Annotated in this window: 13 protein-coding genes and 1 tRNA gene; 4 read left to right on the top strand and 10 right to left on the bottom strand. The window is 67.0% G+C overall.

Annotated elements, in window-relative coordinates:
• Positions 1-50: 50 nt before the first annotated feature.
• Together NOV65_RS05735 and NOV65_RS05740 are read left to right on the top strand one after the other, a co-directional pair.
• Positions 51-2009 carry a hypothetical protein gene (locus tag NOV65_RS05735; protein ID WP_257305042.1) on the top strand — a complete coding sequence of 653 codons (1959 nt, stop codon included), beginning with the start codon at positions 51-53 and terminating at the stop codon, positions 2007-2009.
• 38 nt (positions 2010-2047) lie between these two features.
• Entirely contained in the window at positions 2048-3208 is a 1161-nt protein-coding gene (locus NOV65_RS05740; RefSeq protein WP_257305043.1) for a GGDEF domain-containing protein, read from the top strand.
• Between the two features lie 35 nt (positions 3209-3243).
• On the opposite strand, the gene dnaJ is transcribed toward NOV65_RS05740, so the two are convergent.
• The 4 genes from dnaJ to NOV65_RS05760 all read right to left on the bottom strand — a co-directional run bounded on the left by dnaJ (position 3244) and on the right by NOV65_RS05760 (position 8428).
• Positions 3244-4404, bottom strand: coding sequence for a molecular chaperone DnaJ (gene dnaJ / locus NOV65_RS05745; protein ID WP_257305045.1), 1161 nt, complete (start codon positions 4402-4404; stop codon positions 3244-3246).
• A 289-nt stretch (positions 4405-4693) separates the two neighbouring features.
• Complete coding sequence (dnaK, locus tag NOV65_RS05750) at positions 4694-6556, bottom strand: molecular chaperone DnaK (RefSeq protein ID WP_257305046.1); 1863 nt, start codon at positions 6554-6556, stop codon at positions 4694-4696.
• A 77-nt stretch (positions 6557-6633) separates the two neighbouring features.
• Complete coding sequence (locus NOV65_RS05755) at positions 6634-7323, bottom strand: nucleotide exchange factor GrpE (protein WP_257305047.1); 690 nt, start codon at positions 7321-7323, stop codon at positions 6634-6636.
• Positions 7324-7378: 55 nt separating this feature from the next.
• A complete protein-coding gene (locus tag NOV65_RS05760) occupies positions 7379-8428 on the bottom strand; it encodes an HrcA family transcriptional regulator (RefSeq protein WP_257305049.1) in 1050 nt (349 codons plus the stop codon).
• A gap of 51 nt (positions 8429-8479) precedes the next feature.
• Between NOV65_RS05760 and NOV65_RS05765 the strand changes: the two genes are divergently transcribed.
• A complete protein-coding gene (locus NOV65_RS05765) occupies positions 8480-9322 on the top strand; it encodes a hypothetical protein (protein WP_257305051.1) in 843 nt (280 codons plus the stop codon).
• 292 nt (positions 9323-9614) lie between these two features.
• Here NOV65_RS05765 and prfA read toward each other — a convergent pair whose 3' ends face one another.
• The 6 genes from prfA to NOV65_RS05795 form a co-directional block, all read right to left on the bottom strand.
• Complete coding sequence (prfA, locus tag NOV65_RS05770) at positions 9615-10688, bottom strand: peptide chain release factor 1 (protein ID WP_257305052.1); 1074 nt, start codon at positions 10686-10688, stop codon at positions 9615-9617.
• 162 nt (positions 10689-10850) lie between these two features.
• The gene (gene rpmE / locus NOV65_RS05775; protein ID WP_257305053.1) at positions 10851-11111 is read right to left on the bottom strand and encodes a 50S ribosomal protein L31; all 261 of its coding nucleotides are present in this window, start codon (positions 11109-11111) and stop codon (positions 10851-10853) included.
• Between the two features lie 142 nt (positions 11112-11253).
• Complete coding sequence (locus NOV65_RS05780; protein WP_257305055.1) at positions 11254-12012, bottom strand: hypothetical protein; 759 nt, start codon at positions 12010-12012, stop codon at positions 11254-11256.
• A 13-nt stretch (positions 12013-12025) separates the two neighbouring features.
• Positions 12026-12352, bottom strand: coding sequence for a PadR family transcriptional regulator (locus tag NOV65_RS05785; RefSeq protein WP_257305056.1), 327 nt, complete (start codon positions 12350-12352; stop codon positions 12026-12028).
• 368 nt (positions 12353-12720) lie between these two features.
• A tRNA-Arg gene (locus tag NOV65_RS05790) sits at positions 12721-12797 on the bottom strand.
• Positions 12798-12894: 97 nt separating this feature from the next.
• The gene (locus NOV65_RS05795) at positions 12895-13683 is read right to left on the bottom strand and encodes an N-acetylmuramoyl-L-alanine amidase family protein (RefSeq protein WP_257305057.1); all 789 of its coding nucleotides are present in this window, start codon (positions 13681-13683) and stop codon (positions 12895-12897) included.
• Here NOV65_RS05795 and hisS point away from each other — a divergent pair.
• Complete coding sequence (gene hisS / locus NOV65_RS05800) at positions 13682-14923, top strand: histidine--tRNA ligase (RefSeq protein ID WP_257305058.1); 1242 nt, start codon at positions 13682-13684, stop codon at positions 14921-14923. The two genes, NOV65_RS05795 and hisS, sit on opposite strands and share 2 nt — an antisense overlap.
• Positions 14924-14932 lie beyond the last annotated feature (9 nt).

Below are 14932 nucleotides of genomic sequence, written 5' to 3' on the forward strand. Positions count from 1 at the left end.
CCCGGCGTCCAGCCTCCATTCCTTCGACCGGCCCGTTGTATGCTTTCGCCATGCCTGTCCCAGGAACCCAGCCCCAGCGCCTACTGCTGGCCCGGCAGTTGATCCGGGAGAAGGGTCTATCCAGGACTGACCTCACCCTGCTGGAGGACATCCTCCGGGAAGGGGCCGGTGACCTGGATCCACTGCTGGAAGCCCCCGCGCGGGACGTCATGCATGCCGGGGAATCCCCAGCCCAGGCCAACCTACGACGCAACCTCGGCCTCTTCCTGGCCTTCCTGCATCAGTTCTCCCCTCGCCGACTCGGCGAGGCCCGGGCCTCCATGGGCCAGGTTCTCCAGCACAGCCTGGGGCGGCTGGCCCACCTGACCGGAACGGCTCACCGCGAGCTGATGGTGGAGCTGGAACAACCGGCCTGGGTGGGACTCCTCCTCGACCTGCTGGCCTCCCTCCGGGCCATGGCCCCCCCCCCAGGGGAGGAAGCCGGGGCCCTCAGGGCGCTGTGGGCCGCCTTTCTGGAGGACCATCGCGACTCCTTCCGGCAGATCCTGGCGGCCCTCCAGTTCTGCCAGGACGGGCCTGAAGCCGTCACCAGCCTGAACGCCCAGATGAAGGTGGTGAACCGGGCCATCCAGGGCCAGGGCCGGCTGGAGGAATCCCTTGCCCGGCTGGCGGAGCAGCTCGAGTCCTGCATTCCCCCGGAATTCCACGCCCGGGTGGAGCCCCTGCTGCTGCTGCAGAACGTGGTATCCAACCTGCGGCTGAGCCTGTTGCGCCCCCTGGATCGGGGCATCCACTGGCCCGCGGTGGAGCAGGTGCGTGGTAGCCTCCGCTGGCTCTGGGACCACCTGGGCTGGGTCCTGCCCCGCATGGATGCGGAATTGTTCCGGGAGCGCATGCCCGCCGACCTGCGGCAGCTGCTCCAGGACCTCCGCCGGGAGGACCGGGCCCTCTTCTCGGTGGTCGCACGGGCCCTGGCCAGCCACATCTCGCTCATGGGGCTCATGGAATCCCTGGAACCCGCCGCCGGTGCCAGCGCCCAGGACCTCTATGGTGCCGTGCCCACCTTCCTCGTCATCGAATCAGAGCTGGGCCGTGTCGCGGAGCGTGCCTACGACCCGGGGCGGGCCGAGCTGCTGGATCCGAACCGACCTGAAGTGCCGCGGCTCCGAGCCTACCTCCGCCAGGCCGTCCTGAGCCTTCGCCAGGACCAGGCGACCCTGCGCAGCCTCCTGCAGCAGGCCCTGGCGGGGGCGGACGCGGACCAGCTGGCCCACACCCTGGACAACCTGCGCGGCCTGCTTGTCAATCACCAGAAGCAGCTCATGGGTGAACTGGTCGGCCTGTTCTCACCCGACGTGCAGCAGCGGCTCTTCCCGGAATCCCCCAGCATGATGGAGGAGGGCGAGCGACTCCGGCTCCGCATCCAGCGGCTCTGGGAGCAGGTCCCGCCCATCCACGCCCAGCTCCTGCTCAGCCTGGAGCTTCAGGACTGGCCGCGGCTGGCTCTGGGGCTCGCCCAGTCCTACCGCCATCTGCTGACCTTCCGCCGCAGCCCGGAATTCCCGCTGATGCGACGGCCGGACCGGGAAGAGGCCGAGCGGCTCATCCAGGATCTGGGCCGGCTCCTGGAGTCCCCCGAGGAGGTCCACCAGGCCCTGCGCGACAGCATGGACGTGCTGGGCGAGCTGCTGCGGTTCCTGGAGCTGTTCCTCCTCCGGATCAATGCGCGGGTTCCCCTCATCCGCCAGGATCTGGAAGTGGCCCAGGAGGCCCTGAGGCTCATCGCCGGCCTGAAGGAGGGGTCGACGGGACCGGAGCGCACGCGGCTCTCCCACAAGCTGATCCAGAACGCCAAGCGCCTCGGTGTCCGCGATGCCCAGGCCGTGACCCTCCTCAAGCGCTGGGTCCGGGCTGAACGCGGCCAGCGGGAAGGCTCTCTTCCCATCCTGGAGCAACTCGCCGCCCACCTCGGCCAGCTGGCGCTGAGGCTGGAAGCCGCGCTGGGTTGACCCCGGCACCCGCCAAGAACCATCCTTCTGGGAGTTCCATGCGTCGCATCCACTGGCTGGAACCACATCCCTCCCGGGCTGGCGACGCCTTGCGCGCGGCCCTGGAGGCCTGGGGCCACGACGTGATGCCCGGGCCGGGGCCCGGTTCGCTGGTGCTGGTCGCGGAACGGCCGGACCCAAGGCTGATCCCCGCGGAGGGATCGGAGATCCTGTGGTGGGTGCAGCAGGCGGAGGCAGAGGAGATCAGCGCGGTGCTGGAGCTGAGGCCCGGTTGGGTGCTGCTTCAGGACCGTCCCCTCGAAGCGGCCCGTGAGGCGCTCCGGCATCTGCGACAGCGGGACCTCGGCAGCGAAGGCTGGCTGCGCCAGATGCTCCACCTCGCCTCGCTGGATGATCTCCTGAAGCTCATGCTGAGCCGGGCCATCAGCCAATCCCGGGCGCGGGGCGGCGCCATCTGGCTCAGGAAGGACAACCTATTCTACCAGCGCGCGGGCGATGGGTCGTTCCCCGAGGCCCCCCTGCCCCGTCAGGAAGCCGCCGCGCTGGTGCGCCGAGGGGAGGCGTTCCTGCTGGGGGCCTCGGAGGAGCTGGGTCTCTTGCGGCTGCTGGATCCGCATGAGTCGCCGGAGCGGTTTCTCCTCGGCTTCGAGGACGTGGAGCCCCTGTTGCTCAATGCCTGGCGCCTGGAGGAAAGCCGGGCCTTGTCCTTCAAGGACGACCTCACTGTGGCCCAGAACCGCCGCTGCCTGGAGGCGGAACTGCCTCAGGCCGTGCGTGCCGCCGCCGCCAAGGGCGAGTCCGTGGCCCTGGTGTTTCTTGATGTGGACGACCTCAAGCAGGTGAACAGTCAGTACGGCCACCCGGCGGGGAGCATCGTGCTGGAAGCCGTAGCCCGCACCGCGCAGCGCCTCTGCCGTGCCCACGACCGCCTCTACCGCTACGGAGGGGACGAGTTCTGCATTCTCATGCCGGGCACCCTGGCCCGGGGCGCCCAGAAGCTCGCGGAGCGCCTCGTCCAGGTCCTCCTGGGCCAGCCGGTCACCCTCGGGAGTGACCACCTGGCCATCTCCCTCAGTGCCGGTGTGGCTGCCTTCCCCGAGCACGCCGACGGCGCAGGGCATCTCATCGAACAGGCCGACCGCGCCCTCCTGTGCGCCAAGCGGGAAGGTAAGCGGCAGGTGGTGGTGGCGGGGGGGTAAGGGACGTCCGGAGTCTGGATTCCAGGCTGGACTCCCTACTTCCGCTTCTTCTTCCCACCCTTCTCGGAGCCGAACACCTTGGAGAGGAAACCCTCCTCGCCAGCCTCGGCGGGCTCGCCATCGAGGCTGCGGCGGAGCTGTTCCAGCAGCTGGCGCTGTTCGGGGTTGAGGGACTTGGGCACAGCCACCCGCAGGTGCAGGTAGAGATCACCGCGGCCGCTGCCCTGGAGCCGGGGGACACCGGCGTTTACGAGCTTCACCACGTGATCCGCGGGGGTTCCCGCTGCCAGCTTCACCTTGTCCGCCCCATAGGGCGTTTCGACTTCGAGCGCGCCGCCGGTCACCAGCAGGGGCCAGGACACCTCCAGCCGTTGGTGGAGATCAACCCCGTCGCGCTCGTACTTCGGATCCTGCTCCACGTCGAACACCACGTAGAGATCACCGGTGCGGCCGCCGAATCGCCCGGCCTCGCCCTGGTTCTGGAGGCGGAGACGCGTGCCCCGGTCCACGCCCGCAGGGACCTTGAAGCTCACCTTGGCCTTCCGATGGACCCGCCCCTCCCCGCGACATTCGCGGCAGGGCTTCGGAATGATGCGGCCCTTGCCTTCGCAGCGAGGGCAGGGTGTGAGCATCTGGAAGAAGCCCTGGCGCATGGCCACCTGGCCCGCGCCTCGGCACTGGGGACAGGTCTCCGGGCGCGTGCCCGGTTCACAACCAGAACCGTGGCAGGTGCCGCAGGCCTCCAGGCGCGGGATGTTGAGCTCCACGCTCTCCTTGCCGAAAACCGCATCCTTGAAGCTGAGCTTCAAGTTGTACTGCAGGTCCGAACCCCGTTCTTCGCCGCTGGACCGGCGCCGGCCGCCGCCGCCGAAGAGGTCCCCGAAGAGGCCCCCGCCGAAGAAGCTGCCGAGAATGTCCTCGAAATCCGCGAACTGGTTGGGGTCGAACTGGAACTGCTGGCCGCCGCCCGCACCGCCCAGGCCGGCGTGGCCGTACTGGTCATAGGCCTTCCGCTTCTCGGAGTCCGACAGCACGCTGTAGGCCTCGGCAGCCTCCTTGAACTTCTCCTCCGCCTCCTTGTTGCCAGGATTGCGGTCGGGATGAAGTTCCATGGCCAGCTTGCGATAGGCCTTCTTCAGTTCATCCGCCCCGGCCTCCTTGGAGACGCCGAGCACTTCGTAGTAGTCACGCTTCATGTCTGGTCAGTCCTCTGTCTTCAGATCTTCAGGCTTGAGTCCTCAGTGGCCGTCATCACATCGGCCGGCTGGCTGATCCAGGCATCTTGGCGGAAGCATCGGGCAAGACCCGCCCCTAAGCGGGCCACTTCCTGGGACAACCCGATCAGATCTCCATTCTCTCCCAAAACACCCCGCAGCCGGACGAGGTCCAACTGGAATTCCGCATGAAAAACCCTTTGTCGGTGATCACGGGGGTCAAGCGGGCGGTGGATGCACGCCGCTTGGGGCCCTGCCGATTGGCCTGAGACTAGTTCGGCCCTGCGCCTTCCTCGTCGCCATCCAGGGACGCCATCATGGCTTCGCTGGCGGCGAGGACGGCATCGGTCAGCAGATTCTGGGCCTCGAGCAGCTGCCCTTCGCAGGCACGCAGGGCTGCGGGATCCTGACCAGCCACGGCCTGGCGGGCGCGGGTGAGCACGTCCCGGATCATGATCTGCTGGTCCTCCGGCAGGTACTTGCCGCATTCGGCAAAGCTCTTGTCGCAGGAGAAGATCAGCCCCTCGGCCGAAGCGATGTATTTCAGCGCGTCCCGCTTCTTCACGTCGGTCTCGGCATTGGCCAGGGCCTCGCGGATCATGCGCTGGATCTCCAGTTCGGAGAGGCCGGAGCTGGGGCGGATGCTCAGGCCCTGCTCCAGGCCGGTCATGAGGTCGCGGGCCGACACCTTCACGATGCCGTTGGAATCGATATCGAAGGCCACCTCGATCTGCGGCACCCCCTTAGGCAGCGGCGGCAGGTTGATGAGGTCGAAGCGGCCCAGGCTCTTGTTGTGCTCAGCCAGTTCGCGCTCGCCTTGCAGCACGTGGATCTCCACCCGGTTCTGGTTGTCCGTCACCGTGGTGAAGGTGCGGGAATCCCGGGTGGGGATGGTGGCGTTGCGCTGGATGATCTTCACGAAGCCGCCGCCCTGGGTCTCGATGCCGAGGGAGAGCGGTGTGACGTCCAGCAGCACCAGGTCCTTGATGTCACCCTTGAGGACGGCCCCCTGGATGGAGGCGCCCGTGGCCACCACCTCGTCGGGGTTGATGCTTCGGTTGGGTTCCTTGCCGAAAAAGTCCTTCACCAACCGCTGCACCAGCGGCATGCGGGTCTGCCCGCCCACAAGGATCACCTCGTCCACCTGCCTGGGCGTCTTGCCGCCCTGTTCGAGCGCGTCCTTGATGGGGACCAGAGTCTGCTCCACCAGGTTCCGGGCCATGTCCTCGAGCTGCTCCCGGGTGAGGGTGGCTTCAAGGTGCTGGGGGCCGCCGGCGGCCTGGGCGATGAAGGGCAGGCGGATTTCCACCCGGTCCAGGGTGGACAGCTCACACTTGGCCTTCTCGCTGGCCTCCTTGAGCCGCTGGAGCGCCATGCGATCCGAGGACAGGTCGATGCCGGTCTTATCGCGGAACTGCTGTACGAGCCAGTTCTGGATGGCCAAGTCAATGTCCTCACCGCCGAGGAAGGTGTCGCCGCTGGTGGCGAGCACCTCGAATACGCCATCGTTCATTTCCATCAGCGTGAAGTCGAAGGTGCCACCGCCGAAGTCGTAGATGGCCAGGATCTGCTTGAGACCCTTCTTGTTGAAACCATAAGCCAGCGCTGCCGCCGTGGGCTCGTTGATGATGCGCTGCACATTGAGGCCGGCGATCTTGCCCGCGTCCTTGGTGGCCTGGCGCTGGGCGTCATCGAAATACGCGGGGACCGTGATCACCGCATCCGTCACATCCTCGTGGAGGAAGGCCTCAGCCGCCTGTTTCAAGGAGCGGAGGACGATGGCCGTGACTTCGGGCGGGGCGTAGTCCCGCTCACCCACCCGCAACCAGGCGTCGCCATTGGGAGCGGACACCACCGGGAAGGGCAGTCGGGTGAGAGCCTCCTGGACCTTGGGGGTCTGGAAGCGTTGTCCGATGAGCCGCTTCACGGCGAAGAGCGTACGGTGCGGGTTCGTGACGGCCTGACGCTTGGCGATGTGGCCAACCAGCACGTCACCCTTGTCCGTGAAGGCCACCACCGAAGGCGTGGTGCGACTGCCCTCACGGTTGGGAATCACCCGCGAGTCCCCGCTCTCCATCACGCAGACGCAACTGTTCGTCGTACCCAGATCAATGCCGATCAGTTTGCCTGCCATGGGTGGAACTCCGGGGGGGTCGCGGCTTCATCATAAAAGGAATGCTGGGGGTCATCCAGTGTGGCGCCTGGACGCAGCTAGGATTTTCCCGGATCCTGGTGCCGGTTCACCACCACGCGAGCGGGGCGCAGGAGCTGGCCTTTGAGGTTATAGCCGCGCTCATAGACGGCAGCCACGGCCCCATCGGGAAGGTTCGGATCGCTAAAGGTAGTGAGCGCCTCGGCGTGCAAGGCGTCGAAGGCATCGCCGATCTTGAGGGGAAGCGGCTCGACGCTCATGCGGCGGAGCGCCTCCAGAAATTGCTTCTGGATCAGTTCCACGCCAGCGCGGAACGAGTCGACATCCTGATAGGAGGCGCCCAGACCGCGCTCGAAGTTGTCGAGGACGGGAAGCATCTCGAGGAGGATCTTCCGCTCGGCCTGCTCCACGGCCATGGCGATGTCGCGCTGGGCTCGGTTGCGGAAGTTGTTGAAGTCCGCCGCGAGGCGGCGGTGCTGGTCCATCAGCTCGCCTTCGCGACGCAGCATCTCCTCCATCTGCCGTTCGGCCTCGGTGAGGGCGGATTCCAGATCGATCCGCGGCTCCTCCCGGTCCTGGAAGTCGGTCCCTTCCTCAGCCGGAGCCGGATATTCCGATGCGACCTCGTCGGCGACGGACTGGAGATCTCCATCCAGGGCGTCGTCCAGACTGAGGTCCACCACATCCTCGGGTTCTCCGGCGGGTGAGGCGGGCTTGTCGTGGGGCTCGCGGGGGGTACCAGTGGTCATCGCAGCAGTATACGCAGTCCGGACCAGGGTCTGTTTTCGAAACAGCCCAGTGCGATCAGAACCCGCCCTGCCGCTGCTGGATCTGCCGCGACCACCAGCGCAGGCCGCCCATGACCCGGCCATAGTCCATGCGGAGGGGCCCCACCAGGGCGAAGGTCACGTACCCGGCAGGGCCCAGCCCCACGGTGCGCACCGCCGTGGCCAGGGGCCAGCCGTCCAGGTAGGGATTCTCAGAGCCCAACAGCAGCTGGATCTCCTGTGAGGCACGATCCGCGAAGGCATTCAGAAGGCGAGCCAAACGCCCATGCTCCTCGAAGGCGGCCACCAGGCCCCGGAATCGGGCCACATCCTCGAATTCGGGAAGCCCACCCAGGCGGCCCAGGCCGGACACCAACACTGGCGGATCTCCGGCGGGTCCATCCTCGGGCCACCGGGAGGCCAATTCCTGGAGCCGGGTCCGGAGGGTTTCGCCCTCCTGGGCCCCGGCCTGGAGGGCCTCCAGAAGCCGAGACCGCATTTCCGCCAGGGTGAGGCCCGCGAACTGGGCGGTGGCATAGTTCCCCAGTTCCGTCAGGACGGTGTCGGCATAGTTCCAGGGGTTGTCCATGAGGCGGTGGTCCACCTCTCCCAGGCTCCCCACCCAGATCGCCACCACGCGCCCAGGCCCCACGGGCACGAACTCCAGGCGCACCAGCCGGCTCTGGGTCAGCGGCAGAGGCAGGGCCACGCAGACCCCGCCCATCACCTCCGCCAGCGTCCGGCTGGCGTGGCGGGCCCAGGATTCGGGATCCAGATCCAGCCCCTCCAGGGTCGCGGCCAGGCGTCCCTCGAGTTCAGGGTCCGGGGGCTGGGCTTTCAGCCAGCGGTCCACGTAATAGCGATAGGCCCGTTCCGTAGGCACCCGCCCGGCCGAGGTATGCGGCTGGGCCACCATGGACTCGTCCTCCAGATCCGAAAGCACGTTCCGGATGGTGGCGCTGGACAGGGGCTCGGGGAACCGCCGGGCCAGCAGGCGCGATCCCACTGGCTCCCCCGCCTCGAGGTAGGCCTCGATGAGGGTGCGGAGCACAGATTCGCCGCGGGGATTGAGGTTGGGGGTGGCCATGAGGGTTATTTTGTCGGGCTGTCATACTATATACCCCCCAACGGAGGTCCCATGCGCACCACCCTGACCCGCCTTTCCCTCGCCGCCGCGCTCATCCTGACGGTTGCCTGCAGCCGCAAGAGCGAAGCCGCCATCCAGGCCGAGGAAGCCGCGAAGACCGCCGAGGCCAAAGTTGCCCAGCTTGAGCAGCAACTGGCCGAAGCCAAGTCCGGCAAGATCACCGGGGAGGACGCCGAAACGGCCAAGCAGGTGACCAAGTCCCAGGTGAAGGCCCTGGAGCGCCAGGTGGCCGATGCGAAGCGGCGGGCCGAGGCCAAGAAGCAGGAAGCCGCCGTCCTGGCCTCCGCTCCTGCCGTCAAGGAGGCTCCCAAGCCCGTGGTGGTGGAAGTGCCCACCGGCACCAAGCTGGAGATCTCCCTGGCCCGCGACCTGGCCACGGACAAGGACCAGCCTGGTGATGCCTGGGAAGGCGCCCTGGCCAGCGACGTGGTGGTGGACGGCAAGCTGGTGTGGAGCGCCGGCAGTTCCGCCCGGGGCGTGGTGACCCAGAGCGCCGCCGCGGGCCGCCTGAGCAACGGCAAGGGTGCCCTCGGCATCCGCCTCACCGAGATCGCCGGTGTCGGCATCGATACGGACACCCACGTGGTGGTCGCGACCGCCCGCGGGGAACGCAATGCGAAGTACATCGGCGGTGGTGCGGCCCTTGGCGCCCTGGTCGGCCTCCTGTCCGACAAGAAGAACCAGGGTGATCACGCCCTCGGTGGCGCGGCCGTCGGCGCCGCTGCCGGTACTGCTGTGGCCGCCGGCACCGCAGACACCGTGATCCGCATCCCCGCCAACAAGCCCGTGGCCTTCAGCCTGACCTCACCGGAGAGGGTCACGCTCAAGAAGTAGCTGTTCTCCGCGATCGGCTTTCAGTCGATCGATACAAAATCGGGAGGCTTCGCCTCCCGATTTTGCTTGTAGGGATCATGCCTCCAGGGCCTGCAGCCGCTCCGCTTCGAACGCGGCCCGCAGGGGCTCGATGATCGGTTCGAGCTGGCCGGACATGGGGGGTCCCGCTCCGAGAGCGCAGTGCCCGAAGGGCCCAGCGAACGGGAGGGCGGTCCAGGGGACCGCCCGATCGCGGGCTGCCAGAAGCCGCGTGCGCAGAGACGCGCAGCGGCGAGCGCTCAGCGGCGGAGCTTCATGCCTCCAGCGCCTGCAGCCGCTCCGCTTCGAACGCGGCGCGCAAGGGCTCGATGATCGGTTCGAGCTGGCCGGACATGAAGCTGTCGATCTGGTGGATGGTGACGCCCACGCGGTGGTCGGTCACCCGTCCCTGGGGGAAGTTGTAGGTGCGGATCTTTTCGCTGCGGTCGCCGCTGCCGACTTGGGATTTGCGCATGGCCGAATGGATGGCGTCGGCTTCGTCCTGGGCCTTCTGGAGCAGGCGGCTGCGCAGAACGGTCATGGCCTTGGCCATGTTCTTGATCTGGCTGCGCTCGTCCTGGCACTGCACGACGGTGTTGGTGGGCAAGTGGGTGAGGCGCACGGCCGAGTAGGTGGTGTTCACGCTCTGGCCGCCCTTCCCTCCCGAGCAGAAGGTATCCACGCGCAAATCCTTCTGGTGGATCTCAATGTCCACCTCTTCGGCCTCAGGCATGACAGCCACCGTGCAGGCGGAGGTGTGGATGCGGCCTTGGGTTTCCGTCTTGGGCACCCGCTGCACGCGGTGGACGCCGCTTTCGAAGCGGAAAAGGCTGTAGGCGCCCTCGCCCTGGATTTCGGCCGTGGCCTCCTTGAGGCCGCCTGCATCGGCGTCGCTCTCGTCCAGCACCGACACCTTGAAGCCCCGGCGCTCCGCGAAGCGGATGTACATGCGGAAGATCTCTCCGGCGAAGAGCGCTGCCTCCTCGCCGCCGGTGCCCGCACGGACTTCGAGAATCACGTTCTTGGCATCGGCGGGATCCTTGGGGATGAGCAGGCGCTTGATCTCGGCATCACCCTCGGCGATGGCCTTCTTCAGATCCGGGATTTCCAGCTCGGCCATCTCGCGAAACTCGGCGTCCATGGTCTTGTCGCCCAGGATAGACTCGGCCTCCTCCAACTGCCGGAGGCGCGTACGCTGGGCCTGGAAGGCCAGGACCACGGGCTCCAGCTCCGCGCGAAGCTTGGACAATTCCCTCAGGCGCTTGGGATCCGACACCACCGCCGGATCCTGCAGTTGCGCCTCCACTTCCTGGAAGCGGGCTTCGACGGCTTCAAGCTGATCGAGCATGGCTCACCTCGGCATCCGGCGCCCTGTCTGGGGGCGAAAGCCCTGGTCCGGCTCTGCCGGAACTGGGCGTGGGGGCCCGGGGTGTGCGCGCAGCGTGGGACCCCGGACAGCATAAATAAAAGGACGGGCCGATCGCTCGGCCCGTCCCTCGGAACATCACAGCTAGGCTTCGGTGGTCTCGGGCGCAGTCTCGACAGCAGCTTCGGCGGGGGCCACAGGGGCCTCCTTCTTGGCGTACTTCTTGTTGAACTTCTCCACGCGGCCTTCGGTGTCCATCAGGCGCTGCTTGCCGGTGAAGTAGGGGTGGCAAGCCGAGCAGATTTCCACGCGCAGCTCTTTCTTGGTGGAGCGCGTCATGAACTCATTGCCGCACGCGCAGTGCACCTTCACGTCGTGCAACTCGGGGTGGATCTTTTCTTTCATGTCTTCCTCCTGGGACCGACCGGATGCCCCCATGGGCGGGGTGTATGCACGCGGCTTGTCCACGCAAGACGAATAGCTTATCGCCAAATCCCCAGTCCCTCAAGGGGGATTCCGCCGAGGTGCGCATACCCTCGGACAGTACTTACCCTTGTTCCTGGGTCATCAGCACCCAGCGCTCGGCCAGGACGCGCCGGAGCCTCGAGGCCAGCATCACGCTAATCAGCAGGGTGGCGTTGAAGCTGAGCTCCAGAGGCACCTGCCACCAGTGGAACCGGATGCGGCCCAGGAAGCCCGTTTCGACGAAGAACATGAAGGCGGTGAAGAGGACGGGCTCCAGCAGGGTCTGCCAGAGGGGACGCTCCTGGCTGTGGCGCTCCAGCAGAAACCCGGTGTAGGCGCCGTAGAACAGCCGTGTGGGCTTGAATCCATGGGCGGTGGTGAACCCCAGGGGGATGGAGAGCAGGGAGGTGATCATGACGGCGACGGCCGTCCGCGCCCAGGGATCGAGCCGGAGCCAGTGCCGCCGCGCCCAGAAGTAGCCGGTGCCCACCGCCAGCCCCTGGGCCGCGGCGAAGGCCAGGCAGATGTACCAATGCCAGCCCTCGAACCACAGGTGGCTGCCCGTGGCCAGCCCGATGATCATCCCCGCCGCCAGGGCCGTGCTGCCCCGGTGATTGGCGTCTTGTCCCTCGCCCGCTGCCAGTTCTTCGGCCAACAGGCCGGGGCGCTCCTTTTCATGGAGCATGGTCGACATGGCCGCTTCGCCCTGGATGCCACGGGCCTCGGCCTCGTCCAGCAGATGCGCCTCCAGCTCCCGCAGCAGCATGAGCCGCCGCCGCCGGGACACCCCCCTCAGGCCGGCAGCCACTTGGGAGAGGTAGCCGTCCAGGGCCCGGGACATGAGTGCGAAGCCTTCAGGCCTTGGGCCCGACAAAGGCCTGAACCATATCCACGAACTGGTTCCATTCCTTCTTCTTGGCGGACAGGAACGCTTCCCCGGCGGGCTGGATCGAGTAGTAGCGCCGCTCTCGGCCGTTTTCCTGAGTCTCCCAGTAGGAGGTGATGAACTCGGTCGCCTCCAGCTTGTGCAGGGCCGGGTAGAGGGCCCCCTCCTTCAGCGTGTAAGTACCTCCCGTGCGCTGGCGGACCGTCTCGATGATCTGGTAGCCGTACATGGGCCCCTCGCAGAGCAGCGACAACAGCAGCAGGGGAGTGCTGCCCTTCAGCAGTTCACGGTCCACAGGGTCCTCCAGTTTAGGCCCTTTTATTGTGCATCGCAAAATGATGCCCGTCAAGGTCCACCCGGTCAGAAATCCTTCTGGATCAAGGATACCAGCGCATCGGATATCCCCTCATCCGGGCCTTCACGGGGCGCACCAGATTACCGGGCTGCAACTGCAGAGTGTCGGGCCAGGCACTCGCTGGTCCGACCCCAAGCCATCAACAAGACCAGGGAGGCCGGATGGCCCCGGCGGGGGTCGAACTGTGCCGCTTCGCTGCACCGGCTCGCGTCGGCGGCACATCTAGTGCCGCCTTGGGCGATCCACTCGCTGGTTCGACCCCAGGCCCTCAACAAGACCAGGGGGCCGGATGGCCCCCCTGGTCTTGTTGGTGTACCCGACTGGGGTCGAACCAGCGACCTTTGGCTTCGGAGGCCAACGCTCTATCCAGCTGAGCTACGGGTACTACGACTTTCCATCATGGCTTCGATCGGCTTTTCGTTCAAGGCTGACGCGCCGGAACCAGGATTACCCCGCCTTTGGCATCGGCGGCCGACGCCCGCTCAGCCTGGTCCGGCCACGGTCCGCCGCCGCACGCTGCCATTGGCCTGGGCGAAGTAGCGACGGACGCCGCGGGTGATGGCGTCGGCCACTTTGGCGCGGAAGGCTGCGTCCTGGAGCTTCCCCTCCTCCTTCGGGTTGGAGATGAAGGCCACCTCCACGAGGACGGCGGGCATGGCGGCCCCCCGCAGGACGATGAAGGGGGCCTGCTTGACGCCACGTTCCTTGATGCCAGCCAGGCGGTTCAGCTGGCCCTGGATGGCCACGGCCAAGTGCTCGGAATCCTGGAGGAAGGCCTTCTGGGCGAGGTCGTCCAGGATGCTCGCCACCACGCTGTCGGCGCTGGCCGGGGCGGCCCCGGCGCCGGCATTCTCGGCGGCCACCACTTCGTCATCATCGCCCTTCCCCAGGCTCAGGAAGTAGACCTCCGAGCCCCGGGCGGCGCGGGTCCGGGCGGCATTCAGGTGAAGGCTGATGAAGAGGTCGGCGCCTTGGGCGTTGGCGACGCGGGCCCGATCCCAGAGGGGGATGAAGGTATCGTCCTCCCGTGTGAAGACGGCCTCGAACCCCGCGGCCTCCAGCTTGGCCGCCACGGCCCGGCCGATCTCCAGGGCCGCCACCTTCTCCTTCAGGCCCTTGGGACCCTTGGCACCGCTGTCGTCCCCACCGTGCCCGGGATCCACCATGACCTTCAGGCGTGGCGGGGGGGCCGTGGGGCCGGCGGGTTTGGGAGTCTGGGCCCAAGACAGTAGGCTGAAGGTGGTGAGCAGAAGGCTCTGGAGTCGGATCATGGCCCAATCGGTAAAAGGCATGCGGGATCTGTTCGGGGCGGAGCTGCGTTGGTTCCAGCATATCGAAGATACCGCCCGCCGGGTGTTCGGCCGGCACGGCTATGGCGAAATCCGCACTCCCATCCTGGAGGAGCTGGACGTCTTCAAGCGCAGCGTGGGGGAAAGCTCCGACATCGTGAACAAGGAGATGTACCAGTTCACGGACAAGGGTGGGCGCGACGTGGTGATGCGCCCCGAGAACACCGCAGGCGTGGTGCGGGCGGCCATTCAGCACAAGCTGCTGGCCTCCAGTGATCCCGTGCTGTTCTATTACATCGGCCAGCAGTTCCGCTACGAGCGCATGCAGACGGGCCGCTACCGGCAGTTCTGGCAGATCGGCGCCGAGAGCTTCGGCGTGGCCTCCCCCGAAAGCGAGGCCGAGAGCCTGCTCATGCTCCACAGTTTCCTGAAGGAACTGGGCCTGAAGCAGATGGTCTTCTCCATCAACAGCGTGGGCACGCCCGAGTCGCGCCCCGCCTTTTACGCAGCCTTCCGGGCCTTCTTCGCCGAGCGCGAGGCCCGCTTCTGCGAGGATTGCCATCGGCGCATCGAGTCCAATCCGCTGCGCGTACTGGACTGTAAAAATGAAACCTGCCAGGCGGCCTTGGAAGGCCATCCGGTGATCACGGACTACCTGGACGAGGCCTCGGCGAAGCACCATGCGCGGCTCAAGGCCCTGCTCACGGAACTGGCGATCCCCTTCGAGGAGAACCCTCGGTTGGTGCGCGGCCTGGACTACTACACCCGCACGGCCTTCGAGCTGCTCAGCTCCGACCTGGGCGCCCAGAGCGCCCTGCTGGGCGGCGGCCGCTACGATCTGCTGGTGAAGCACCTGGGCGGCCCCGACGTGCCGGCCTTCGGCTGGGCCATCGGCCTGGACCGGCTGGCCATGGTGCTCCAGCAGGTGCGTGGCGATGCGCCCCACCCCGCTCCGGCCCTACTCATCCCCCTGGGCGACCGGGCCGCCATGGAAGCCTTCAAACTGGCGCGCAGCCTTTGGGACGCCGGCCTCAGCGTGCAACTCGAGACCCGGGGCGGCGCCCTCAAGAAGGCCATGGCCACCGCCAACCGCACAGGCGTGCAGACGGTCCTCATCCTGGGCGATGGCGAACTGGACGGCGGCACCGTCACCGTCAAGCACATGGCCACGGGCGAGCAGGAGTCCTGGCCGCTGGGTGAGGTGGTCGCGCGGCTGAAATAGCCGGACTCA

The sequence above is a fragment of the Geothrix campi genome, assembly GCF_024609265.1.
Taxonomy (GTDB): Bacteria; Acidobacteriota; Holophagae; order Holophagales; family Holophagaceae; genus Geothrix; species Geothrix campi.

Bases quoted from the DNA above. Each gene is read 5' to 3' on its own strand.
- NOV65_RS05735 (WP_257305042.1), top strand. From the start codon at position 51: ATGCCTGTCCCAGGAACCCAGCCCCAGCGCCTACTGCTGGCCCGGCAG.
- NOV65_RS05740 (WP_257305043.1), top strand. From the start codon at position 2,048: ATGCGTCGCATCCACTGGCTGGAACCACATCCCTCCCGGGCTGGCGAC.
- dnaJ (WP_257305045.1), bottom strand. From the start codon at position 4,404: ATGAAGCGTGACTACTACGAAGTGCTCGGCGTCTCCAAGGAGGCCGGG.
- dnaK (WP_257305046.1), bottom strand. From the start codon at position 6,556: ATGGCAGGCAAACTGATCGGCATTGATCTGGGTACGACGAACAGTTGC.
- NOV65_RS05755 (WP_257305047.1), bottom strand. From the start codon at position 7,323: ATGACCACTGGTACCCCCCGCGAGCCCCACGACAAGCCCGCCTCACCC.
- NOV65_RS05760 (WP_257305049.1), bottom strand. From the start codon at position 8,428: ATGGCCACCCCCAACCTCAATCCCCGCGGCGAATCTGTGCTCCGCACC.
- NOV65_RS05765 (WP_257305051.1), top strand. From the start codon at position 8,480: ATGCGCACCACCCTGACCCGCCTTTCCCTCGCCGCCGCGCTCATCCTG.
- prfA (WP_257305052.1), bottom strand. From the start codon at position 10,688: ATGCTCGATCAGCTTGAAGCCGTCGAAGCCCGCTTCCAGGAAGTGGAG.
- rpmE (WP_257305053.1), bottom strand. From the start codon at position 11,111: ATGAAAGAAAAGATCCACCCCGAGTTGCACGACGTGAAGGTGCACTGC.
- NOV65_RS05780 (WP_257305055.1), bottom strand. From the start codon at position 12,012: ATGTCCCGGGCCCTGGACGGCTACCTCTCCCAAGTGGCTGCCGGCCTG.
- hisS (WP_257305058.1), top strand. From the start codon at position 13,682: ATGGCCCAATCGGTAAAAGGCATGCGGGATCTGTTCGGGGCGGAGCTG.
- NOV65_RS05795 (WP_257305057.1), bottom strand. From the start codon at position 13,683: ATGATCCGACTCCAGAGCCTTCTGCTCACCACCTTCAGCCTACTGTCT.